Annotated in this window: 12 protein-coding genes; 5 read left to right on the forward strand and 7 right to left on the reverse strand. The window is 67.6% G+C overall.

The genetic code is table 11. The annotated features are described in order from the left end of the window. Positions 1 to 119: 119 nt before the first annotated feature. Positions 120 to 1,361, reverse strand: a complete 1,242-nt coding sequence (locus Pla123a_RS12135; RefSeq protein ID WP_146587270.1) for a DUF1559 family PulG-like putative transporter — start codon at positions 1,359 to 1,361, stop codon at positions 120 to 122. 520 nt (positions 1,362 to 1,881) lie between these two features. Here Pla123a_RS12135 and Pla123a_RS12140 point away from each other — a divergent pair. The 5 genes from Pla123a_RS12140 to Pla123a_RS24625 are packed head-to-tail and all read left to right on the forward strand — an operon-like array spanning position 1,882 to position 10,615. Further along, positions 1,882 to 5,187 (forward strand): PD-(D/E)XK nuclease family protein, encoded by a 3,306-nt coding sequence (locus Pla123a_RS12140; protein ID WP_146587272.1) that lies wholly within the window; start codon positions 1,882 to 1,884, stop codon positions 5,185 to 5,187. Further along, complete coding sequence (locus tag Pla123a_RS12145) at positions 5,184 to 8,600, forward strand: UvrD-helicase domain-containing protein (RefSeq protein WP_146587274.1); 3,417 nt, start codon at positions 5,184 to 5,186, stop codon at positions 8,598 to 8,600. The genes Pla123a_RS12140 and Pla123a_RS12145 overlap by 4 nt, the downstream gene beginning before the upstream one ends. Next, positions 8,593 to 9,861, forward strand: coding sequence for a CCA tRNA nucleotidyltransferase (locus Pla123a_RS12150; protein WP_146587276.1), 1,269 nt, complete (start codon positions 8,593 to 8,595; stop codon positions 9,859 to 9,861). The genes Pla123a_RS12145 and Pla123a_RS12150 overlap by 8 nt, the downstream gene beginning before the upstream one ends. A gap of 9 nt (positions 9,862 to 9,870) precedes the next feature. Then, complete coding sequence (locus tag Pla123a_RS12155; protein WP_146587278.1) at positions 9,871 to 10,389, forward strand: hypothetical protein; 519 nt, start codon at positions 9,871 to 9,873, stop codon at positions 10,387 to 10,389. Between the two features lie 55 nt (positions 10,390 to 10,444). Beyond that, positions 10,445 to 10,615: a hypothetical protein gene (locus Pla123a_RS24625; protein ID WP_197527902.1), complete on the forward strand. Its 171-nt coding sequence runs from the start codon at positions 10,445 to 10,447 to the stop codon at positions 10,613 to 10,615. A gap of 98 nt (positions 10,616 to 10,713) precedes the next feature. Here Pla123a_RS24625 and Pla123a_RS12160 read toward each other — a convergent pair whose 3' ends face one another. From Pla123a_RS12160 to tyrS, 6 genes are all read right to left on the reverse strand, one after another. Beyond that, positions 10,714 to 16,485 (reverse strand): SdrD B-like domain-containing protein, encoded by a 5,772-nt coding sequence (locus tag Pla123a_RS12160; protein ID WP_146587280.1) that lies wholly within the window; start codon positions 16,483 to 16,485, stop codon positions 10,714 to 10,716. A gap of 61 nt (positions 16,486 to 16,546) precedes the next feature. Beyond that, a complete protein-coding gene (locus Pla123a_RS12165) occupies positions 16,547 to 17,578 on the reverse strand; it encodes a WD40 repeat domain-containing protein (protein ID WP_146587282.1) in 1,032 nt (343 codons plus the stop codon). Positions 17,579 to 17,720: 142 nt separating this feature from the next. Then, the gene (locus Pla123a_RS24630) at positions 17,721 to 19,547 is read right to left on the reverse strand and encodes a hypothetical protein (protein ID WP_197527903.1); all 1,827 of its coding nucleotides are present in this window, start codon (positions 19,545 to 19,547) and stop codon (positions 17,721 to 17,723) included. Next, positions 19,544 to 21,379, reverse strand: a complete 1,836-nt coding sequence (locus tag Pla123a_RS12175) for a hypothetical protein (protein ID WP_146587285.1) — start codon at positions 21,377 to 21,379, stop codon at positions 19,544 to 19,546. Before Pla123a_RS12175 ends, Pla123a_RS24630 begins: the two co-directional genes overlap by 4 nt. A 55-nt stretch (positions 21,380 to 21,434) precedes the next feature. Further along, on the reverse strand, positions 21,435 to 22,334 hold the full coding sequence (locus tag Pla123a_RS12180) for an ABC transporter ATP-binding protein (protein ID WP_146587287.1): 900 nt from the start codon (positions 22,332 to 22,334) through the stop codon (positions 21,435 to 21,437). 367 nt (positions 22,335 to 22,701) lie between these two features. Next, a complete protein-coding gene (gene tyrS, locus Pla123a_RS12185; protein WP_146587289.1) occupies positions 22,702 to 24,003 on the reverse strand; it encodes a tyrosine--tRNA ligase in 1,302 nt (433 codons plus the stop codon). Positions 24,004 to 24,065: the final 62 nt, after the last annotated feature.

The raw sequence follows: 24,065 nt of genomic DNA on the forward strand, positions 1-24,065 counted from the left end.
GCGGCGGGGTGGCAGGATGGCTGACAGCTGCGGTAGAGACACAAAAAAACCGCCGAGGCGACCAGCTGGTCACCTCGGCGGCTTGGTATCAAATCGCGGTTAGCAGCAAAACGCTACGATCAGTTAGGATCGTCGAAGGTCTCGCGGCCGTTGCGGGTGAGCATCCACAGGTACACGTTCGTGTCGATGTTCTCCGCGACTGCCTTGGCGCGGCCGTCGCCGAAGCCGTGCTGCACAACCGACGGGTGAGCCGAGCTCGGGCCCCACTTGTGGGCCTCGCTCCCGTGCAGGTTCTGAGACTTGTTCTCGTAGTACAAGTCCTCCGGATTGGGGACCGCGTTGGCAGTGGCCGACTTGTCGGTGCCCTTGTTCAACGAGTGGGCCGCCGCCGTGGCGCCGGCGCCGTTCACCGAGTCAAGCTGCCATGCGTTCTTGTTGGTGGCGTTCGCGACGTTCGGGGTGAAGTTCGGAACCTGCCCACCGCCTTCATAGTTCGGCCAGAAGGCCACGCCATAGGCGGCCAGGCCGCTGTACCAGCTGGTGTAGAGCTGCTCGCGGCTCTCGGAGATCATCGCGACCTTCGAGCTGCCGTCCGACAGGCTGGCGAACGAGTGACCCTTCTTGGTGACCCGACCGCCCGGGGCGCCCGGGAATGGGATGGCGCCGTTGCCGCAGTACGACGAGTTGGTGCACGGCGACGCGTTGGTGTCACGCGAGCCGCTGGTGCCCAGCTGGCTGCCCGTGGTGTAGTGGGTCGAGGCGAGGGCAATGTAGTTGCCGGTCGCGACGCCATCTCCCACGGTGGTGACCGTGGTAATTTCGACGCTCTCGTCGCCGGGGAAGCTCGGGCAGAGCGCGAACTCAAGCTGCTGCTCCCAGAAGTAGGGGTTCGTCGCCGATGCCGCGGCGCCCGACAGGGTCATGAAGAGGCTGTCGTTGGCGCTGCCCGTATCGAAGGCAGAGTTGCGAAACGTGCCCGAGTTCTGGCTGATCCTGTTGTACAGCGGCTGCTCTTCGAGGTACGGCAGCAGCTGAACCATCCAGCTGTACCCGTCGTTTAGATTGGCCGTCGAGCGGTTCAGGGCGTCCGATCCAGCGACGCCGATGTTGGTCGGCACAGCATTGCCGGGCAACACAAACGGCGACGACGACGCAAGCGGGAAGTACTTGTACGTGTCGTGGTGGTTGTGGGTCGCCAGCACGAGCTGCTTCATCTGACTCAAGCACTGGTTGCGCCGGGCTGCCTCACGAGCGGCCTGAACCGCCGGCAGCAGCAGCGCGATAAGGATACCGATGATCGCAATCACGACCAGCAGCTCCACCAGGGTAAAACCCCGGCTTTCGCGTCCACGTAGTCTCATAGTGACACCTCTCCTAAAACAAAAAGGGATAAATAAGGACGACGCGGCCCAATCGGACCGGCGCCAATACCTACGGTTCGAAACACCCGCGAGAGACTATTGCCGCATGGGAAAGGCTCGTTGCGTAGCCGACCAGGGGCAGTTCGTGTCCGCAGACGGCGGAAAGAGATTAGCTGGCGCTCGATGTGTCCCGTACATCGACGCCTCGAAACGAGTACGCCCGCCTCCAACAAGCAGGGAGAGCCCCCACCAGTAGACGCGAATAGCTGCCCTCTCACCGTATCTCGGATAATAACCGGGACTTGCAATCGATGTCAATCAGTTGAACGCGGTTCCTGCGGGCCGGTGCGTGCGACTGGATCTCACACGACGAGGTCCCTCGGGAGGTCCCCAAGCAGTGAGAAGACGCGGCCACCAGGATTGACGTAGGTCTTTATTTTAAAAGGACTTGCTGCAATAATCAGGACCCGCTCGACGTGGCCATTCGCCGGTGTTTCTTACCGAATATCCTGCCCCAGCAATGCAAATCATCCTCGGCCCTCCGGGCGCCCGGCTCGCAGAAGAATCGGTGCGGCTTTACGTCGGCGGGCTCGAATCGGGGCCGTTTGCTGCTGGCAGCTGGCTACTCGTCGAATCTGCAACCGCGGCTCCGGAGTTGACTGCACTGCTAGCAACCCAAACGGGGGGTATGCTAGCGCCCGGGGTAAAACCCCTGCATCAAGCGGCCGACGCGGTCGTGGGCGCGGCCCCGGAGCCGATCACGCCGCTCGGTCCGGTTGCGAGAAACCGTTTGATTGAGGAGATCCTCCTCCGCGGGGGCTTCTCTGGCCGATTCCGGCTGTTGCAGGAGGCGCGGGGCTCTGCGGGTGGGTTGGATTATGTCGCCGCGGCGATCAGGGATTTTGCCCTCGCCAACGCCGAGCCCGACGAGGTACTCGACAATGCCGCGGCGTTGCGGAACCCGCGGATCTCGGAACTCGCCCGCGCGTACCAGGACTACTGCCGAGAATGCACGCGTCGCCGGCTGCTCGACCGCGAGGGGCGGCTCCGCCACGCGTGCGAGCTGCTCGAGTCGGGGCGCCTGCCGGGCGGCCCGCCGGGTCTGGTCGCGGCGGTCGGGCTCGACCGGCTGAGCCTGCTCGAGTCGCGGTTCCTGCAGGCGGCCTTCCGGGGGGCCGAGCGACGCGTGGCGGCGTTCACCATCGACAGCCCGGCGGCGTTCGAAACCGACCACGCGGCTTCGGCCATCTACGCCGGTCCGGTGCAAACGGTCCAGCGGCTGCGGACGCTGTTCCCTGACTCCACAACGACCTGGATCGAGAGCGGCCTGCCAGCCACAGACGCGCGGCGCCACGCCCTGGACGGCATGTTCCGCGACCCCCGCGACACCATTGTGCCGGCTGCCCCCGCTACCCCTGGCTCCATCCGTGTGCGCGGCGCCAAGGGCCTGCAGGACGAGGCCGACGCCGCGGCGCACCAGGCAAAGCGGCTGCTGCTGTCCGGCGCCGCGGCCGACGAGCTCGTCGTCGCGACGCGTTCGCTCGGCGCCTGGGCCCCCCGGCTCCGCGAGGCGTTTGCCCAGGCGGGCGTCCCGGTGGCGATCGAGGGCGCCAAGTCGTTCGGCGAGACCTCACTTGGCCGCTCGGTTGGCTTGCTGCTGCGACTTGCGGCCGGCAACTGGGCGTTCGAGGAGGTGCAGAGCGTTGTCTCATCGCCGCGGTTCGCCGGTTTGGACTCCCGGCTATCCGGCGACGAGCGGCCGCTGGCGTCGCGGTTTGGTTTTGCGACCCGGCGGGCGGCTGTCGAGTGGATCGTAGGCGAGCAGCTGCTGCCCAAGGGTCGCCGGGCATTGATCGATCGGGTCACCTGGCTTGCGACGACCGAACAAGAATCCGCCCCTGAACCGAATACAGACCAAGCAACTCCCCGCCCAGAATCGCCCGACCGCCGACGTGCGCGGCTGTCGGCCGCGGCTACGCTCGCGGCTCCGGCGCTGCAGCTGCTGGGCGACGCAACGCAAGAATTTGGGCAAGAGGCGCCGCCGCTGGCCTGGCACGACCGTATCGCGGCGGCATTGACGCTGCTCGACTACCGTTCCTATGACCCTTTGACCCAGGCCGACGACGTGGCGGCGCTGGCTGCCCTCGAGGACGCGCTGGCGTCACTCGCCCAGCTGGCGGAACTACGGGGCGGCGAGGCGACGGCGCTGCCGCTGCCGGAGGTCCAGCGGCTGGTGCAGGGGTGGCAGAGCCGGCTGCGGCTCGACCAACGCTGGGACTCGGAAGGCCGGGTGCGCCTCCTGACCGCGGAGACTGCGTGCCAGACCGGCTGCGGCCACCTGCTGCTGGTGGGGCTCGACGAGCAATCGTTCCCGAGGCCCGACGCCACGATCGCTATCGGCGTCGCCGACGATCAGCAGCAACTGCACCACGGCAACGAGATGCTGCTGTTCGCCAAGCTGCTCGCCGCGCCGCGCGAGTCGGTGACGCTCTCCTACGCCGCCGTAGATGAGAAGGCGCAGACCCTCAACCCGAGTTCGTTCGTGGCGGAGCTCGAGCGGCTTTTCCCGCCCGGCTCGCTCCGCGAAACTTCGGCCCCTGTTGCCGCTACGGCCCAGGACGCGCTGCAGCTCCGCCGGCAGGCGGTGCGGCGGTTGATGGAGGGCGACGCCCAGCCGCTCGCCCAGTTCGCTGGCCTGCCCGACGCCCCGGCGGCTTCGTTGGGGGCGGCACTGATCGCGTCGCACGACCGTTCGCACGGCGAGCACTTCGGCCCCTACGAGGGGGTGCTGGGCGGCTCGACGGCCGCAGAGTGGGCCGCCACCCGCTTTGGCCCCGAGCACCTCTGGAGCGCCAGCCAGCTGGAGGACTACGGCGAGTGCCCGTTCAAGTTTTACATGAAGCACGTGCTCCGCGCCGAACCGCTCGAGTCGCTGGCGTTGGACGTCGACTACCGCCGCCGAGGGTCGCTGCTGCACGACGCGATGGTCCGGTTCCACCGCCATGTGAACGACCTGCTGGGGGTCGGCTCGGCGCCCTCGACCCTCGACGCCGAGGCGTTCACCGCGGCGTTCCGGGCCGCGGTCGAAGAAGCGTTCCAGACGCTGGCCACCGCCCAGCACGAAGCGGTGGTTGCCGAGATCGAGATGATGCAGGCCGCGGCCTGGGACCAGGAGTACTGGCGTCAGCACGCGGCGTACGACCAGAAGCACAACTCATTCGAAGAGCCCCTCTCGCCGCGGCACTTTGAGGCCCGCTTCGGTCCGGAGGTCTCGGCGCCGGACGAGACGCCCGACCCGCTCTCGACGCAGCAGCCGTTCACGCTGGAGGCCGGCGGGCTGCAGATCCTGCTGACCGGTCAGGTCGACCGGATCGACGTCGGCCGCGTCGCGGGGCAGGCGGTGTTCAGCATCATCGATTACAAAACGGCCCGCTCGCTGACGCTCAAGCAGGAGGACATCGAGTCGGGCCGGTTGCTGCAACTGGTGCTGTACACGATCGCCGTCAGCGACCACCTGTTCGCGGGGCAGGACATCGCCCCCTGGCGGAGCGGGTACTGGGTCGTGCAGAACGACGGCTTCAAGACCGGCAAGCTGCCGCAGCCCGGTGAGCAAGCGGGCGGCCAGATCGTGACCGCCGAAGACTGGCAGGAACTTGTCGCCACCGTGCGGCAGCGCGTTGGCGAGATTGTCCGCGACGTGCGGGCGGCCCGGTTCCCAATGTTCAACACGGACGAGGACTGCGGCGGCCGCTGCGAGTTCCGTACGACCTGCCGGGTCTCGCAGGCCCGCAGCCTCGGCAAGACGCCGATCGGGGAGGACGCGTGAGCCGCCTCTCCTACACCAACGAACAATCCGCGGCGATTGAGACCCGCGGCGTGTCGATCGCGCTGGACGCCGGCGCCGGCTGCGGCAAGACGTTCGTGCTCACCGAGCGTTTCCTGGCGCAGCTCGCCCCCGGCGACGATGCGCTCGAGCTGCACGAGCTGGTCGCGATCACCTTCACCGAGGCCGCCGCCCGCGAGATGCGGGAGCGGGTCCGCGGAAAATGCCTGGAACGGCTGGCGGCCGCGGCGGCCGACGAGGCGCCGCACTGGCTGCGGCTGCTCCGCTCGCTAGACGCCGCGCGGGTCAGCACGATCCACGCATTCTGCTCGACCCTGGTCCGCAACTACGCGCTGGAGTTGCGGCTCGACCCGAGCTTCCAGGTGCTCGACCAGGCCGCGGCCGACGTGCTGCTGTCGGAGTCGACCGACCGGCGGCTGCGGTCGCTGCTCGACGACCGGGACGCGGACGTGATCACGCTGGCGGCCGAGTTCGGTTTCGCGGGACTCAAGAGCCGGGTCAAGCCGCTCCGCGACTACGCGGGTGGCTTCGGGCTAGGCGAATGGGCAGCTCGGCCGCCGGAGGAGATGGTCGCGGCGTGGCGTGACTACTTCCGGAAGGTTGTCGCCCCGCTCGAGCTGCAGCAGCTGGCCGAAGATCCGGCGATCGACGAGATCCGCTCGCTGATCCCCGAGTGCACCGGCGAGGCCGAGACCCGAGGAAAGCTGGCCGCGCTCGACACGGCGCTCAACGCCCTGCGGCAGGGCGAGACCGAACTCGATGTTGCTCAGCTCCGCAAGCTGGCGATGGTGCAGGGCGTGTGCGGCAAGAAGAACGACTGGCCATCGCCCGACACCAAAAAGCTGTACGGCGACGCCTGCAAGCGTCTGCGTGATCGGATCGACAAGCTGAGCAAGTGGGCCGATCACGAGCAGCAGCTCGAGGCCGCCATCCTCGGCCAGCGGCTGGCGCGGGTCACGACTGCGGTCGTGCAGGAGTACACCAAGGCAAAACGCGCCGCCAGTGCGCTCGACTTCAACGACCTGCTGGGGCACGCCCGCCGGCTGCTGACCGACGAGTCGCTGCGCGACGTGCGGCGGCGGATCGAGCGTTCCGCCACACTGCTGCTGGTCGACGAGTTCCAGGACACCGACCAGGCGCAGGTCGATATCGTCACGGCGATCGCCGGCGACGCCCTGACCACCGGCGGGCTGTTCTTTGTCGGTGACTTCAAGCAGTCGATCTACCGCTTCCGCGGCGCCCAGCCGACCGTGTTCCGCGAGCTGCAAGGCAAGATCCCGGACGAGGGGCGGCTGCCGCTGTCGCAGAACTTCCGCAGCCAGCCGGCGGTGCTGGAGTTCGTCAACGAGCTGTTCGCGCCGCTGTTTGGAGCCGACTACCTGCCGCTCCGCCCTGCCCGGCCGCAGGTCGGACCCAAGCCTGCGGTGCAGTTTCTCTGGTCCGACGCGCCGCCGGAGACCAACGCCGAGGCGGGCCGCCGGGCCGAGGCCCAACGCGTCGCAGTCCACGTGCGGCAGCTGCTCGACGACCCAACGCCGCGGGTCGCGGAGCGTGTCGACGGCGAGTGGACCGCCCGCCGCGTACTGCCCGGCGACATCGCGATCTTGTTCCGGGCCCTGGGCGACGTGCAGCACTACGAACAAGCGCTCCGCGACGCGGGGGTCGATCACCACTTGATTGGCGGCCACGCGTTCTACTCGCAGCAGGAGGTCTACGACCTGCTCAACCTGCTCCGCAGCGTCACCAGCACGTGCGACGAGGTGAGCCTGGCGGGCGTGCTGCGGAGCCCGTTCTTCGCCCTCCAGGACGAGACCCTGCTGTGGCTGACCCGCGCGGGGGGATCGCTCAACGCCGGCCTGCTGCGGACACAGCCAATCAAGGAACTGAGCAACGCGCAGCAGGAGAGGGTAGCCGCCGCACGCGATGTGCTGACCGACCTGCGGCAGCGGAAGGGGGTCGCCAACACGGCCGAGCTGATCCGGCTGGCCCTCGACCGCACCGGCTACGACGCCGCGCTGCTGTCGGAGTTCCTGGGCGAGCGGAAGCTAGCGAACCTTGAGAAGATCATCGAGCAGGCGCGGGTCGCCGACCAGACGCGGCCCGGCGACGTCGACGCCTTCGTGCGGCAGCTCACCGAGTTCATCGCCAGCCAGCCGAAGGAGGCCAACGCCGCCACCGCCGACGAGGACGCCAGCGTCGTGCGGCTGATGACCGTGCACCATTCCAAGGGGCTCGAGTTCCCGGTCGTGTTCGTCGCGGACCTGGCCCGCAAGTCGTCGCCGGACCGCAGCGTCGCGGCCTTCGACGCCGACCTCGGCCCGTTGGTGAAGCCGACGAATCTCGAGCGCGGCGTCACTATCGGGCTCGAGCTGCACAAGAAGGCGCAGACCCGCGCCGAACGCGAGGAGCTGGTCCGGCTGCTGTATGTCGCGTGTACGAGGGCGGCGGACCTGCTGATCTTGTCGGCCGCGGTCGAGGACATTGAGCAGCCGAAGGGCGAGTGGCTGAAGCGGCTGGCCGAGGTGTTCAACCTTCAGACCGGTGCGGCGATCGACTCACAGACGGTGCACGCCGAGATCGTCCCGCCGACCGATTGGAAGCCGGCCGACGCGCAGCGCCAGCGTCGGCCCGATGTGCCGAAGCTTGTCCGCCAGGCCCTCCGCAAACCGGCGCCGCCTGCCGGTCACATCGGCCCGATCGGGGTGAACCCGTCCGAGCTGAAACGGTTCTCGGTGTCGCGTCTAACCGGCAGGTTCCACCTGGCGGCCGACCAACGACTGGCGGAGCCAGCCCCCGCGGACGACGCCGAGCCGATCGACCCGCGTGGGCTGGGGACGCTCGTGCACGCGGTGATGGAGCGGATCGACTTTGCCCACCCGACGCGGGTGCGGCAGTGGTGCGAGTCGCTCGCCCCGCGGCGGCTGCGACGGAACTGGCGGGCCGGCGCCGAGGAAGCGGAGCAGCTAATCAACCGCTTCCTGGCGAGCGACCGCTGCCGGCAGCTCGCTTCGGCGGAGCGCGTCGAGCGGGAGGTGGAGTTTGTCATGCCGTGGACCGGCGGCGGGTCGCTCGACGGGCCGGCGCTCCTGCAGGGGTACATCGACTGCCTGGTGGAGGTCTCGCCTGGCGAGTGGCAGTTGCTAGACTACAAAACGAACCGCGTGACGCCGGGAATGGTCCCTCAAGCGGCCGAGGCCTACCGGCTGCAGATGTCGGTCTACGCGTTGGCCATCGAGGCGACACTGCACAAGAGTCCTGCCGCGCTCACGCTGCACTTCCTGCGGCCGGGAGCCGAGACGAGCTTCCCCTGGGACGACGACGCCCGCCGCTGGGCCAACGCCGCCATTGACGATGCGATTCAATCGACCCGGGAGGCGGCGGCCGTGCATGGCTGACAGCAAACGCAAACAACACGGCGATTCGCACGAGGCCCAGCGCGGCTTCGCGCTGGACGTGGTGCGGACTCTGCGCGACGCGGGGCACCAGTCCTTGTGGGCCGGCGGCTGCGTGCGTGACCAATTGCTCGGCAAACGGCCCAAGGACTACGACGTCGCGACCTCGGCCACGCCCGAGCAGGTCCGCGGGGTGTTCGGCATGCGCCGCACGCTGCCGATCGGCGCCGCGTTCGGCGTGATCACCGTGCTCGGGCCAAAGGAGGCCGGGCAGATCGAGGTCGCCACGTTCCGCTCCGACGCCGGCTACTCTGACGGCCGCCGGCCCGACCGGGTCGAGTTCACCGACGCCCAACACGACGCCAGCCGCCGCGACTTCACGATCAACGGGCTGTTCTTCGACCCGCTCGGCGAGCAGGTCCTCGACTATGTGGGCGGCCAGCAAGACCTAGCCGCCGGGGTCGTCCGCGCAATCGGCGACGCCGACGCCCGCATCGAAGAAGACAAGCTCCGCATGCTGCGGGCGGTCCGCTTTGCCGCCACTTTCGCGTTTGAGCTCGCCCCCGACACGGCCGCCGCCGTCCAGCGGCACGCCGCCGAGATCGGCGTCGTGAGCGCCGAGCGGATCGGCGCCGAGCTCGCCCGGATGCTCACGCACGAGAACCGCAGGAACGCGGTCTGCATGCTGAGAGACCTAGACCTGCTAGCGCCGACGCTGCCCGAACTGGCGGGGCTCGCCGCACCCGAGTTCGACGCGCGGTGCAAGACCCTCAAGCGGCTTGCGGACCCGACTCTGCCGCTTGCGCTGGCCGCGTGCCTGCCTCGCTCGACCCGCAGCCCCGCCGGCGGCAGGCTATGCCGCCGGCTCAAGTTCACGGGCGACGACGCCAATCAGACCGACTGGCTGCTCGACCACTGCCCAGTGATCGAGGACGCGCGGGCGGTTGCTTGGCCGAAACTGCAGCGGGTGCTCGCGGCTCGCGGCGCCGAGGACGCCCTGCGGCTGGTCGACGCTGAGCAGGAAGCAGGCTCCCCGGAAACCGAGTACTGCCGTGCCAGAATGGCCCTCCCGGTCGAGCAGTGGAACCCGCCGCCGCTGGTCGACGGCGGCGACCTGATTGCCGCGGGGTTCCAGCCGGGGCCCGAGTTTGGGAAACTCCTGGAACAGATCCGCGACGAGCAGCTCGAGGGCCGGCTCGACTCCAAGCAGGCGGCGCTCGACTACCTGAGGTCGCGTGACGCGACCTCACACAACGAACGATAAGGGACCCGTATGCTCGCCCAGGCGCCCGAATTTGAACTCGACCTGATCGCCATCCTGCTGCGTGTGGTTCACACCGCGTGCGCCGGCACGTTGCTCGGCGGTCTGGTCTACATGCGGTTTGTACTCGCCCCCCGGACGGCCGAAGACGCCGAGCACGACTGCTACGCCGGCCGCCGCGGCGCGTGGGCGGCGTGCGTCGGCATCTGCACGGCGCTGCTGCTGGCGAGCGGCGCCTACAACTTCTGGGTGATCATCACCGAGAACGAAGTCCCGTCGCTGTACCACATGCTGTTCGGCATCAAGTTCCTGCTGGCGTTCGTGGTGTTTGCTCTGATGGCCCTGCTGGCCGGCAAGACCAACGTCGCGGCGAAGCTCCGTGGCAAGCTCATCCGCTGGCTCAACGTGACGCTGGCCGTTGTGCTGGCGATCTTCCTGCTGGGGGCGGTGCTGCGGTCGATCCCCAAGACGCCGAAGCTCAACCCGGCCCCGGTGGCTGACCCGCCCGCTGCCGAGCTCGAGATCGAGTGACGCCGCCTCTCCAAGCTCTGACTACTCTGCGACCCTACGACCCTGCAAAGCGACCATGGACAAAAAAGCCAAGAAGCGAGTTGAAGTCCTCAACAAGAAGGTCAAGGACCTGCAGCAGCGGCTCAACGGCGCCAAGGAGCAGATGGACGACCCGGACGAGGTGGCGATGTACGAGCAGCAGATCGCCGAGGCCCGGGCCGAGATCACCAAGCTCAAGGAAAGCTGAACTAACCGCGGATCGGGGATTTTGGATTGCGGACTGATCTGCGGCAGGCTCTGCCCGCTGCTCAATCCGCAATCGCCAATCTAAAATCCGCAATCCCGCTACCCCGCCTTCTGCGACACGCGGACGGTCGGCTCCTTGGGCCCGTAGACGGCCGGCTCGTCGGCCCCGTCGCCGTCCCAGTCGCCCGCGATCGGCGTGTCGCCGGGGGCGCCGAGTTCGAACGCGGTGTCCTTGGCGTCGAGCTCGCGGTTGCTGTTGGAGTCCACCAGCCACCGCCCCGCTCGGTACACGCCCAGGTCGTCGACGCCGTCGCCGTCCCAGTCGCCGACGACCGGCAGGTCGCCCATCGTGCCGAACACGAAGGTCTGGTCGCGGTCGGTGAAGCGGCCGTCGCCGTCCATGTCGAGGATCCAGACGCCGTCGCGGTAGACGCCGATGGCGCGGATGCCGTCGCCGTTCCAGTCGCCGGCCACCGGCTGATCGCCGGGCGTGCCGTAGTGGAACACGTGGTCGATCAGGTCGGCACGGCTGGCGCCGCTGGCGGTGCGGCGCAGCAGGCGGCCACCGCTGGTGGCGTCCTCGGGCGTCGGCGGCACGTTCTTGGCCTTGCCGGCGATCGAGGTCGGGTAGTTGTCCGCGTCGGGCAGTCCGGGCTCGCGGGCGATGGCGTGCGGGTCACGCGGCCAGGCGGGACCGTAGATGCCGATGTCGGTCTTGCCGTCGCCGTCCCAGTCGCCGGTGACCGGCAGGTCTTCCCGTGTGCCGAGTTTGGCCCACAGGTCGCCCCGGTCCCAGACGCCGTTGCCGTTGAGGTCGAGCCGCCAGTAGCCGTCGGTAAAGACGCCGATCTCGGCGATGCCGTCGCCGTTCCAGTCGCCCACCACCGGGATGCCGTCGGCCTCGCCGAAGTGGAACCGCTGCCGACGCTGGTTGTCCTGATCATCCTGCACCAGGGTCCACTCGGCCTCCTTCAGTTCGCCGCTCTCCCAGGCTGCCGCGTCGAACTGGCTGCGGGCCAGGATCATGGTCGGGCCGTGGGCGGTGGCCGCACGGGGGTGGCCGGCGTTGACCACGCTGAGGTGCCAGGTCCAGCCGAGCGCCTCGGACGCCCCGTAGAAGGTCGGGGGCGGGGTCGGTGCGTTGCGGAACTCTCCGACCACCCGTGGCGGCAGGTACATCGGCGAGCCGACAATGAACGGCGGCGGGGTCTCGGGCGGGGTCTCAGGCGGCACGTAGAACCGCGTGGTCCGCACCTCGCTGAAGTTGTTTTCCGCGGAGTGCTGACCAGCCTGCAGCGGCACCCGGACGATGGCGTTGTCGCCGAAGTTCGTGCGGAACTGCTCGATCGTCATCTGCCCCGGCGTCGGGATTTCGTCAAAGGCGATTAGCTCTTTCTCGGTCGGCGGCAGCGGGTTGATGGCGATGCCGCCCAGCGTGCCGACCGTGTCGACGCCGTCGATCAGGTTCTCGGGCTGGATCTCGACCACCGCGTAGTTGCCGCCCGGCAGCCCGTCGAAGCGGTAGTATCCGTTGGCATCGGTGACGGCGCGAATCGGGCCGTCCGGGTAGTAACCGGGCAGGGCCTGCTCGCCAAAAATCGGGTCGCCCGAGAATCCATTGCGGAGTTCGACCACCACGCCGGCCAGCGGCGTGTCGTCGGCCGAGCGGAGGCCGTTGCGGTACGAGGCGACGTCCTCCGGCGCGATGTCTTCGAGCGTCACGATCGGGGCGCCGTCGATGAAGACGTAGCCGGACAGGCTGGCGGGCGGGGTCTCGCAGAAGTCGTAGTTGTCCCAGTGCTGGTCGGAGCCGACGTGCACGTCGCCGATGACGTCCTGGCCGAAGTAGGCGCCGCCGCCGTCGCCGACGTGCTGGTCCGCGTGGAAGTAGTCCACGGGCTGCGTCTCGCGGACCGTGTAGGCCGCGGGCGCCAGGCCGGTAAAGGCGTACTCGCCGTTGGCGTCGGTGTAGGTGGTCTGGATGACCTCCCCGTGCTCGTTGAGCAGCTCGATCTTGACTCCTTCGATCGGCGGCTCGCCGTCGTCCGGGTCGCAATCCGGGTCGGTCGAGACCACCACCTTGCCGCGGATCGAGCCCGGCAGCAGCTCGCCGAAGTTGTTCTCGACGGAGTCGTCGCCGTAGGTGAGCGTGATCTGGCGGATGGCGTCGCCGGGGGCGTCGGCCGTGCCGCCGTGGCTGCCGGGGGTGTCCTTGCCGTCGAGCCAGCCGGCGGGGTGCAGCTCCACCACGGTGTAGCTGCCGGCGTCCAGGTCGGAGAACCGGTAGTAGCCGTTCGCGTCGGTGATCGACGTGCGGCCGGTGTCGACGCCGTCCTTGTACAGCTTGAGCGTCACGCCGGCGATCGACTCCTCGGTCGACCGGTCGTACGAGCCGTCGTCGCTGCGGTCGTGGTAGACGTAGCCCGAGAGCGTCGCGCCGACGTGCTCGCAGAAGTCGTACCGCGTGGCGTCTTCGCCCGAGTCGAGCTGCACCGCGGTGAAATGGTCGTCCGAGACATTGCCGCCGGCGGAGCCGAGGTGCTCGTCGCCGTCGAAGTACTCGGTCGGCTGGTGCTCCTTGACCTGGTACTCGCCGGGACGCAGGCCCTCGAACTTGTACTCGCCGTTGGCGTCCGTGTAGGTCGTGGCGAGCAGGTTGCCCTGCGCGTCCAAGAGGTCGATCTGAACGCCCTCGACCAGGATCTCGGGGTTGTCCGGGTCGCAGTCCGGGCCCGTGAACGCCGACACCCGCCCCGCGATCGACGCCGCTAGCAGCTCGCCGAAGTTGTTCTCGGCCGAGTGGTCGCCGTAGGTGATCACAATCTGGCTGATCATGTCCCCCGGGTTGTCGGCCGTGCCGCCGGTGCTGCCCGGCGTGTCTTTGCCATCAAGCCAGGCGGTGGGGTGGATCTCCATCACGGCGTACGTGCCGGCCGCCAAGTTGTCGAACTCGTAGTAGCCTGCCGAGTTCGTCGTCGCCCGCAGCCCGGTGTCCTCACCGTCGGCGCCAATTAGCTTCAGCGTGACGCCCCCAATGGGATCTTCGGTCGGATCAAACACGCCGTCGTTGCTCTGGTCGTGGTAGACGTAGCCCGACAGCTTGGCGCCGACGTGTTCGCAGAAGTCGTACCGCGTGGCGTCCTCGCCTGAGCCGAGTTGCACGCCGCTGAAGTGGTCGTCGCTGACAAGGCCGCCGGCGGAGCCGACATGCTCGTCGCCGTCGAAGTACTCGGTCGGCTGGTGCTCCTTGACCTGGTACTCGCCTGGGCGAAGGCCGACAAAGCTGTACTCGCCGTTGGCGTCGGTGTACGTGGTGGCGAGCAGGTTGCCGGCGGCGTCGAGCAGATCGATCTGCACGCCCTCGACCAAAATCTCTGGGTTTTCCGGGTCGCAATCCGGGCCCGTGAATGCCGACACACGACCCGCGATTGAAGCGGGCAGCAGCTCGCCAAAGTTGTTCTCGACGGAGTCGTCGCCGTAGGTGAGCGTGATCTGGCGGATGGCGTCGCCGGGGGCGTCGGCCGTGCCGCCGTGGCTGCCGGGGGTGTCCTTGCCGTCGAGCCAGCCGGCGGGGTGCAGCTCCACCACGGTGTAGCTGCCGGCGTCCAGGTCGGAGAACCGGTAGTAGCCGTTCGCGTCGGTGATCGACGTGCGGCCGGTGTCGACGCCGTCCTTGTACAGCTTGAGCGTCACGCCGGCGATCGACTCCTCGGTCGACCGGTCGTACGAGCCGTCGTCGCTGCGGTCGTGGTAGACGTAGCCCGAGAGCGTCGCGCCGACGTGCTCGCAGAAGTCGTACCGCGTGGCGTCTTCGCCCGAGTCGAGCTGCACCGCGGTGAAATGGTCGTCCGAGACATTGCCGCCGGCGGAGCCGAGGTGCTCGTCGCCGTCGAAGTACTCGGTCGGCTGGTGCTCCTTGACCTGGTACTCGCCGGGACGCAGGCCCTCGAACTTGTACTCGCCGTTGGCGTCCGTGTAGGTCGTGGCGAGCAGGTTGCCCTGCGCGTCCAAGAGGTCGATCTGAACGCCCTCGACCAGGATCTCGGGGTTGTCCGGGTCGCAGTCCGGGCCCGTGAACGCCGACACCCGCCCCGCGATCGACGCCGCTAGCAGCTCGCCGAAGTTGTAGTTCACCGCGTTGTCGCCGAACTGCAGCATCGCGTTGGACAGCATGTCGTTGCTGACCGTGCCGCCGTGACTGCCGATGGTGTCCTTGCCGTCCAGCCAGGCCGCCGGCTGATTCTCCATCACCGTGTACTTACCCGGCGCGAGGTCGGTGAACTGGTAGTAGCCGTTGGCGTCGGTGTAGGCGCGTTTGCCGGTGTCCACGCCCTGCCCGTCGATCAACTTGAGCTCGACACCAGGGATGGGGTCCTCGGTCGGGTCGAACTGGCCGTCGTTGCTCGCGTCGTGGTAGACATAGCCGGCCAGTGTGGCGCCGACGTGCTCGCAGAAGTCGTAGTTCGTGCCGTCCTGACCCGACAGCAGCGTGATGTTCGAGATCAGGTCGTCGGAGACCGTGCCGCCAACCGTGCCGACGCGCTCCTCGCCATCGAAGTAGCCATTGGGCGTGTATTCGCGGACGCTGTACTTGCCGGGCTTGAGGCCCTCGAACTTGTAGCGGCCCTGGGCGTTGGTGTACGCCGTGGCGACCACGACGCCCGCCTCGTTGAGCAGCTCGATCTTCACGCCCTCGAGCAGCTCGTCCGGGTTGTCGAAATCGCAGTCGGGCCCGTGCGAGGCCATCACGAAGCCGCCGATCGAGGCCAGCAGGATCTCGCCAAAGTTGTACTCCTCGGCGTGGTCGCCGTAGGTCAGCATCACCGAGCTGATCATGTCGACCGGGCCTGCCGACTCGTCGGCCGCGAGGCCGCCGTGCGTGCCGGGCGTGTCCTTGCCGTCCACCCAGCCGTCGGGGTGGAACTCCATGACGGTGTACTTGCCGGGCTCGAGGTCGACAAACTTGTAGTAGCCGTCGGCGTTGGTCACGGCCCGCAGCCCGGTGTCGGCCCCGTTGGCGTCAAGCAGCTTCAGCTCGACCCCGGCGATGGGCGACTCGTTGGGGTCGAACACCCCGTCGTCGTTGAGGTCGTGGTAGACAAAGCCAGACAGCGTGGCCAGCTCGAGCATCGGCGCGTGGGCCACTGCGCCGGCCGTGCGGTCGGTGTAGTCGTGGTCAACGGTGTAGCGGTCGTTCGGCAGATCGAGCGTCAGGCCGACGGTGGTCTCTGCGGTCAGGCGATGACCGTCGAAGTCGTCGTAGTACAGGCCGGACAACGTAAGGTCGACGTAGCCCGGGGCCGTGAACTCGCCGATCAGAGTGTTGAGCTCGAACTCGGCGCCCTCGACCAGCGAGTTCTGCAGCACGAGCTGGCCCGCTGGGTTAACGGCCTGGGCCTCGTCCCAGTCGACCGAGAAGATCAGCTTCTCGCCGGCGTCGAAGCCGTCGAACGTGAAGACGACGTCCGTGCCGCCATCGACCAGCGCGACGCTGGTGATGTCGAAGCCGTCGGCGCTGACGAGCGCGTAGCCGACCGACTTGAACCAGCCGAGGCCGCCGTCGACGGTGTCGAAGAAGTTGTCGCCGCTGGTCAGGCCATCGCCGAACTTGTCGCCGCTGATAGTGATCTTGTCGAGCGTCGTGCCGGCGGGACCGCCCACGAACGAGATCTGCAGGATGTCCGCCTGCGAGTCGTCGCCGGTCGCCTCCTCGAAGTAGACGCCACCGAGCAGCACCTCGGGCGCCAGCCCGTCGGCGGCCAGCAGCTCGCGGCTCTCGAGCTGTTCGAGGTACGCCCTGCGGACCCGGTTGCGGGTCGCTGGCACGGCGGCGTCAGCCGCGTGGAAGCCAAAAAGCTTGAGCAGTCCCATCGGTTTCCTCCTTGAAACCCATTCCGGCCGCCGGGTGCGGCCTCACGGTGTGTGTCTTGCGCTAGCGGAGAACCTCGGTCGAAGCGTCGGCGGTCGACGCGGCGGCGGCCGACTGCGGCAAACGCCACAGCAGCACGGTCGTGTCGAAGCCGCCAGAGACCAGCAGGCCCCCCGCCGCGTCGCGGGCCATCACGGCGACGGTGCCGGTGTGGCCCACCAGCCGGTGCGTTGGCAGCCCCTGCTTGAGGTCCCAGATGTGGATCTTGTTGTCGGTGCCGCCGCTGGCCAATCGGCTGTCGTCAAGGAACAGCAGCGAGCGGACCTTCGACGGCCGCGAGAGCACCTCGCCCGCCAGGTCGCCGGTGGCGAGGTCCCAGACGCGGATCTGCGGGCCGTTGCCGCCGGTCGCCACCCGCTTGCTGTCGGGCGAGAAGGCGATCGCCTGCACCCGCTGTGTGTCGGCCGGGATGTCGTGCCCCTGCTCGCCGGTGGTCAGGTCCCAGACCCGCAGTTTGCCGTTGCGGCCCGCGGCCGCCAGCCACTTGCCGTCCGGCGAAACCGCCATCACGCGGGTGTCTCGGCACGGGCACTTGAAGCGTTTGTCGGTCAGCCCCGACGACAGGTTCAGCAGCCGGATCTGGTCGCCGTAGGCCGCGGTCAGCAGCTGCTGACCGCCCGGCATGAAGGCGACCGAGCCAATCGGCCCGCTGGCCTCTTGGTTGACGATCGCGGGCTGGTTGGTGGTCAGGTCCCAGACATTCAGGCGGCGGTCGTCACCGACAGTCGCCAGCCGGTTGGATGCGTCATCGAACGTCAGCGCGCGGACCCAGTCGTCGTGGCCCCGCAGCACCTGGGGGCTTTCCCCCGAGGCGAGCGTCCACAGCCGTACGGCGTGGTCGTCCCCACTGGCGGCCACCTGTTCGCCGCTGGCAGACACCGCCACGGCAGTCACAACGATGGGCGTCTCGGCGTCCTCGGCCCGGAAGTCGTAGGCGCGGAACGGCCGCACCTGGCGGACGGACTGCGCGGGGGCGAGGCCGACGAGCACGAAGGTGATCGCCGCCCATGCTGGCAGAGCAAGCTTAGCAGGCACGGTAAGGCTCCCGATGGATCGGTCGGAGGAAGTACACCTCCTCCCTATCGTCGCATCGGGACGGCCGGCAAAAGTGAACCTTTACGGTTCGTAACTCTGGTGAGCTCTGGGGGAATAGGGGGCGATATTCGTCGCCGGCGGGCTACTCTTCGTCCGAGGCAGCCGTTTCGGCCGGCTCATCGAGCACTTCATCGAGCGCCTCATCGACGGATGGTTTACCGTCGGCCTCGGCCGCGGAGGGCTCCTTCGGCTGCGACTCGTTTTCTGACGCGTCGCTCTCGGTCATGGACTCATCAGTCGTCGCCTCGCCAGACGCCGCCTTGTCAGAAGTCGCCTCTTCGAGAGCCGCCTCTGCTGGGCCGGCTTCGTCCGCAGCCGAGTCATCGCTCGCTGCTTCCGGCGCCGCGGGGTCGGCTTCTCCGGACATGCGGCGGCGGTGCTGGCTGAGCTCCTCCTCGAAGTCCATCTCGGAATCGAAGTTCTCGATGACGCCCCACAGCGGGAAGTCGTCGGGGATCTCCTCGTCGATCTTATCGAGCACCACCGAGTACTCTTTGACGAATTCCATGATGTCGTCGCCGGTGGTGCCGTCCACATCCTGCAGCTCTGGGTACGCGTCGAGCACGTCGCGCCACTTGGCCAGGCCCTGCTGGTACAGCTCCTTGGCCGCCAGCGGGTCGGCGTCCTGCACCATGGCCTGCCTGCCCTGGTAGCAGAGCCGGCGTGCGCTGATCGCGTCGGCGCTCTGTTCGAACTCACACCGCAGCTTCCAGTAGTCGAAGTTGGCGGTGCTCTTGTAGTTCTTGGTCTTCCGCTGGCGGTCCACCAGCTGCTGGATCTTCTCGAGCTGACGCATCGCCGTGGCCCGCAGCTCGGGGCGCTCGGTCGCGATCAGGTCGGCAAGCTCGGGCGGCGGCGGGTTGCGGAGCTGCTCGACCTGCATCGCCATCTGGTACTGCTCGGGCGACCGCTGGTCGATGGGGGTCTCGTAGGCCTCGCGCTGCTCGGGGGTAATCTTCGCCTCGAGCTCGTCCAGCAGCGGGCCGGTGACCGCGGGTGCGATCTCCAGCAGCTCCTCGCGGGCCTCGGCGACCTGCTCCTTCAGCTCTTCCTCTTCGTTGAGCTGCAGGATGGTGCCGGTGCTGTGCTCGATCGGCAGGTTGCCGAAGTTGTTCCACTCTTCGCCCGCACGGCGCCAGGCGGGCAGTCCGCGGTCGAAGCGGCCCTCGGTCTCGATCGCCTCGGCGTAGTTCATCTGGCTCTTGGGGGCGCTCGAGTAGAACACGATCGGGCTCTTGCGGCCGATGCCGCGGCTCTCAGCGGCGCGCTCGCCCTTCTCGTACCACTCTTTGCTGACCAGCCAGTTGTCCCGATCCTCGAGCGCGCGGTCCTCGGGGTGGAAGGTCTCGTCGGTGCGGAACAGGCGGCGGTACTGCTCCTTCTCATCGGCGCGGCCAATCTTCTGGCCGATAAACCAGCCCAACTCCCACAGGATCTGGGGGTTGTCGCGATTGTAAGCCTCGCCCTCCTTGAGGAAATTGATGCCACGCCGCACGTAGTAGTAGCGGTCGCGGTAGTCGTCGAACTCAACCGACACGTTGTAGGTCAGGTTCCAGGCCTGGTACTTCCAGAAGGTGATGAAGTTGGGCTGCAGCTTCGAGAGCTGCTCGAGTGTGGCGGTCAGGTTGCCCCAGTCTTCTTTCATCTTGTACTGGTTGGCCTTGTGCCACAGGGCGTTGACCGCAACGCCGCGGAGGCCGAGCGTGGCCAGCTTGATGGTCTCGCTGGCGGGGTCGATGTCGCCCAGGTTGGCCTGCGCTAGACCGTTGTTGGCGCGGAACTCGGCCAGCCGGCCGCCGGAATCCTTCGCTCCGGTGCTCGGCGAGCCGAGGATTGAAAGCGGGAACAGCACCACGGCGATCGCCACGGCGTAGGCCAGCTTGCGGTAGAGGTTCGTGCGTTCGTTCATTTCGCGACTTCTCTCGTTCGCAGCAGGAAGTAACCGGCGATGGTGAACCCGACAATGTAAGCGAGCGCGATGCACACCTGACGCCCCACCACTGCGGCGGGGATGTCGTAGCCCTGCGCGACGTAGGTCGCGGAGCTTAGCGAGTAGAAGTCCGGCAGCACACTCGCCACGGCCTGCATCGTGACCTCGATGACGTCGTCCAGGGTCTTCATGATCCGGACCGGGGCGCCGCGTTCTTCGCTGAACGGCGTGGTCAGGTTCATCTGCGTGATCAGCCGCACAAACGACTCGATCGGCCCGCCGCCGTACGACGTCCCGGTCGCGACGGACACGAAGAAGTCGCGGAAGAATCCTAGCAGGATGAACGACACAGTTAAGAGCGCGGCGATCGGGCCGTTGAGGAACGTGCTCGCCAGCACGCCGATCGTGATCACGATCACCATCTGCACCCAGATGCCCAGGTGCCCCTTTACAAAGTTCCAGGCCGGGTTCCCCTCCGGCAGCCTGACGTAGCAGTCGGCCCGGGCGAAACCAAAGTACTGGCCGCCGTCGATGCACTGGACAATCACCTCCACGCGGCCGTCCTTGCTGACGAGGTCGTCCAGCAGGTTGATCTCCTTCTGGTCGGCGGCGTCGAAGAGGGTCTCGGTAAAGCGGAACGAGTTGACCGACATGTCCTTGGCCGGGAACACGACCAGGCTGCTCTTGATCTCGCGGTTGTCCGGGTTGCGGAGCTGGATGCTGCCGCGGATCGCCTCTTCGATGTCGCCCTTGTGGGTGCGGAACACCCGCACGATGAGCTCCACCGGCAGGTAGTTGACGTCGCCGTCGGTGGCGAGGGTCTCGCGGGTGACGCCGTCGAATGTCCAGATGGCGGCCGCGTTGGTGCCGCCGGCGATGAAGCTCCGGTAGTCCCACTCGCTGCCGACGCTCACCCCGCGGTCGGCCTCGACGCCCTGGCGGTCGAGGTAGTTGAGGCTGGCCGCCCGCTTGGGGACCCGCGCGCGGATGAAGTCGGTCGCGTTGCCGACCACCAGCCGGTCGCCGTCGGCCCGCACCGGGTGGCGGTGCCCGTACGACGAGAGCGCCTCGCCCGACCCGTCCGGGTTGGTCTCGACCGGGTGCGAGTGGTCGTTGTTGTAGGAGGTCTCCGCGGCCCGACCGATCACGGCGCCCTGCGCGTCGACAATGTTCTCGATGCGGGTAGCGTCGATCGTGTGGGTGTGACTGAGCGAGCGGTTCACGTACAGGTAGCTGCACGCGCCCATGATCGCCAGCATCACGGTGCCCAGCAGCGTGAAGCCGAGGATCCGGCCGAGCACGATGTCGCACGCCCGGACCGGCTTGGTCACGATCGTGTAGATGGTCTTGGCCTTGAAGTCGTTCGGCAGGCTGAACGCGCTGAGGAGGAGCCCCTGCAGCAGCATCAGGAAGGTGGTCCAAGCCATCACGAAGTCGATCTGCACCTTCGCCGGGTCCTGGTTGGTCTGCAAGAACCAACTCGCGAAGCTGAGGATGACGCCGTAGATGATCAGGGCGATGATCGCCTGCCGCCGCCACGACTCCTTGATCGACAGCCACGCCAACGCTCCAACGCGTCGCGGGGAGATGCGGATTAGGTCGACAAAACCGTCGGTGAAGGTGCGGTAGATCAGGTCGCCCGCCTTGGCGGGCCCGTACCGAACCAGCAGCACCAGGAAGCTAAGCAGCAGGGCTCCCAGAGCGAACACCAGCCCGGTCACCAGGAACTGGAACAGCGCGCCCTCGTACCAGTTGCTGCCCGTCGGGATCAGCCAACCGAGGAAGGACGTGATTTCGTTTTCGACAACCATCGCTTCTGCGTGACCAACTCTTCTGCGTGGGGAGGGGAGCGGGGGGCGGCGGCCGCTAGTTGCTGTCGTCGCCCGATTCGGCGACTACCCGCCGGCCGGGACGCGCCTCGCTGTCCCGCACGATCGAGAGGAACAGGTCCTCGAGCGTGGTGGTCGGGTTGTCCATCGAGAGCAGCTCGCCGTGGTGCCGTTCGATCACCGACCGCACCTCGTTCTTGCAGTCTTCGCTCAGGCCCTTGGCGCGGATCTGGGTGGTGTCGGCCACCTTTAGCAGCGAGTCGACCCGGCCCAGCTCCTTGAGCTCGCCCTGGTGCAGGATCGCGATCCGGTCGCAGACGTCCTGCACGTCGGCCAGCAGGTGGCTGCACATAACAATCGTTTTGCCGGCGGCCTTGAGCTCCAGGATCATGTCCTTCATCTCGCGGGTGCCGATCGGGTCCAGGCCGCTGGTCGGCTCGTCGAGCAGAATCAGGTCCGGGTCGTTGATCAGGGCCTGGGCCAGTCCGATGCGGCGGGTCATGCCCTTGGAGTACTCGCGGAGCTGCCGCTTGCGGGCCCGCTCGATCTTGACCAGCTTCAGCAGCTTCTCGATCCGCTCCTTGCGGACGTCGGCCGGGATGTCGAACAGCCGGCCGTAGAAGTCGAGGGTCTCGTCGGCGTTGAGGAACTTGTACAGGTACGACTCTTCCGGGAGGTAGCCGATCCGCTCGTTCTTCGAGACGTCGGTCGCATCCTTTCCGAAGATCAGGGCCTGCCCCTCGGTCGGGAACAGCAGGCCCAAGAGCAGCTTGATGGTGGTGGTCTTGCCCGAGCCGTTCGGGCCCAGGAGGCCGAACACCTCGCCCTTCTCAATCTTCAGGTCTAGCGACTTGAGCGCCCGGACCTTCTGTCGCCCCCAGAAATCGCGGTAGACCTTGCTCAGGGCGCGGGTCTCGATAACGGTCTCTTCGGCCATCGCGTTCTCTCGGTTGATAGGGCCTAATCGGCGGCTCGGTGGGGCGTCCCAACCGAACAGCCGCTGTGGGCAGCCCCGCGTCCTCACTCCAGGCGGGCTTCAGCGCGGAGCCAGCCTCGATCGTCAGTGCACGAAAATAGGATCCCTGGGCGGCAGGAAAAGCTGCGCGGCGGGCCGGACGGGTCCGGTGGGCGCCTCGCTCTAGTCGCCTACGGGAGAGCCGATGAGATGGTTCACCAGGTGCCGCCCGGACACTAGAACGCCAGACTGGCTACTATAAAGAGCCCCCAGAAGGGTCGCAAGCGGCGAGGCGTCCGCCGCGCGTGGTCCGGCGCCCCGCTTCGGCAGATCGATCGGCACACGTGGGCTATTCGACAAATCTTAACAGGGCGTACCGCTTTTTGCCCGACCGGAGGACCATGACGGTCTCGCTGGCGAGGTCGGTGGCGGTGAGCTGCTGCGTCGGGTCCTCGACCCGGCGGTTGTTGACGTAGGCCCCCCCGGCCGAGACCGTGCGGCGGGCCTCGCCGTTGCTCTTGGCCAGGCCGGCCAGTGAGAACGCCTCGAGCACGCCGAGCCCCTCGCCCGCCAGCCGGGCCTTGGGCACCTCACTGCTCGGCACGTCGGCAAAGATCGAGCCGAGCTGCTTGTCGTCCAGCTCGGCGATCTCGGCCCCGAAGAAGATCTCGGTCGCCCGCCGGGCAACCGCTAGGCCCTCGTCGCCGTGGACCAATCGGGTGAGTTCCTCGGCAAGCCGCACCTGACTCTCCCGCTTGGCGGCGTCGGCCTCGCGAGATTTATCGAGGGATTCGATCTCCTCGTGCGACAATTCCGTGAGCATCCGCAGACAGCCGCCAACGTCGGCGTCGTCGACGTTGCGCCAGTACTGGAAGAACTCGTACGGGCTGGTCCGATCGGCAGAGAGCCAGATGGCCCCGCCCTCGGTCTTGCCCATCTTGGTCCCGTCGGACTTGGTCAGCAGCGGCCACGTGACGCCGTACAGCTGCTGGCCGTGCATGCGCCGGGCGAGGTCGATGCCGGCGGTGATGTTGCCCCACTGGTCGCTGCCACCCGCCTGGAGCTCGCAGCCGTGGTTCTGGTTGAGCCACACGAAGTCGTAGGCCTGCAGCAGCATGTAGCTGAACTCGGTGTAGCTGAGCCCGGCGTCGCCCCCCAGGCGGCTCTTCACCGAGTCCTTGCCCAGCATTACGTTGACCGGAAAGTTCTTGCCGATGTCGCGGAGGAACTCGAGGTAGCTCCAGCCGGCGGTCCAGTCGTGGTTGTTCAGCAGGGACGCCGAGGAGTCGCCGCAGTCGAAGTCGAGGAACCGCCGCATCTGGGCGCCCATCCCTTCGACGTTGGCCGCCAACTGCTCGCGGTCCAGCAGGTTGCGTTCGGCGCTCTTGCCGCTGGGGTCGCCAATCATGCCGGTGGCTCCGCCGACCACCGCAATCGGCTGGTGCCCCGCCTGCTGGAACCGACGCAGGACCAACAGCCCCAGCAGGCTGCCCACGTGCAGGCTGTCGGCGGTCGGGTCGAATCCGGCGTAGACGGTGCGGGGCTTGGCCTCGAGCCAGTCGGCCAGGCCGTCGTCGGTGGTCTGGTGGATGAGGCCCCGCCACTTGAGGTCGTCGTAGAGTCGCATGCGTGTCGCGTTCCGCGGATTCATAAAGTTTCCTGCCATTGTAAGGGGCGCAGCCCGGGGCGGAAGGCTCGCCCCACCGGCCCCGA

It is taken from the genome of Posidoniimonas polymericola, assembly GCF_007859935.1.
GTDB lineage: Bacteria > Planctomycetota > Planctomycetia > Pirellulales > Lacipirellulaceae > Posidoniimonas > Posidoniimonas polymericola.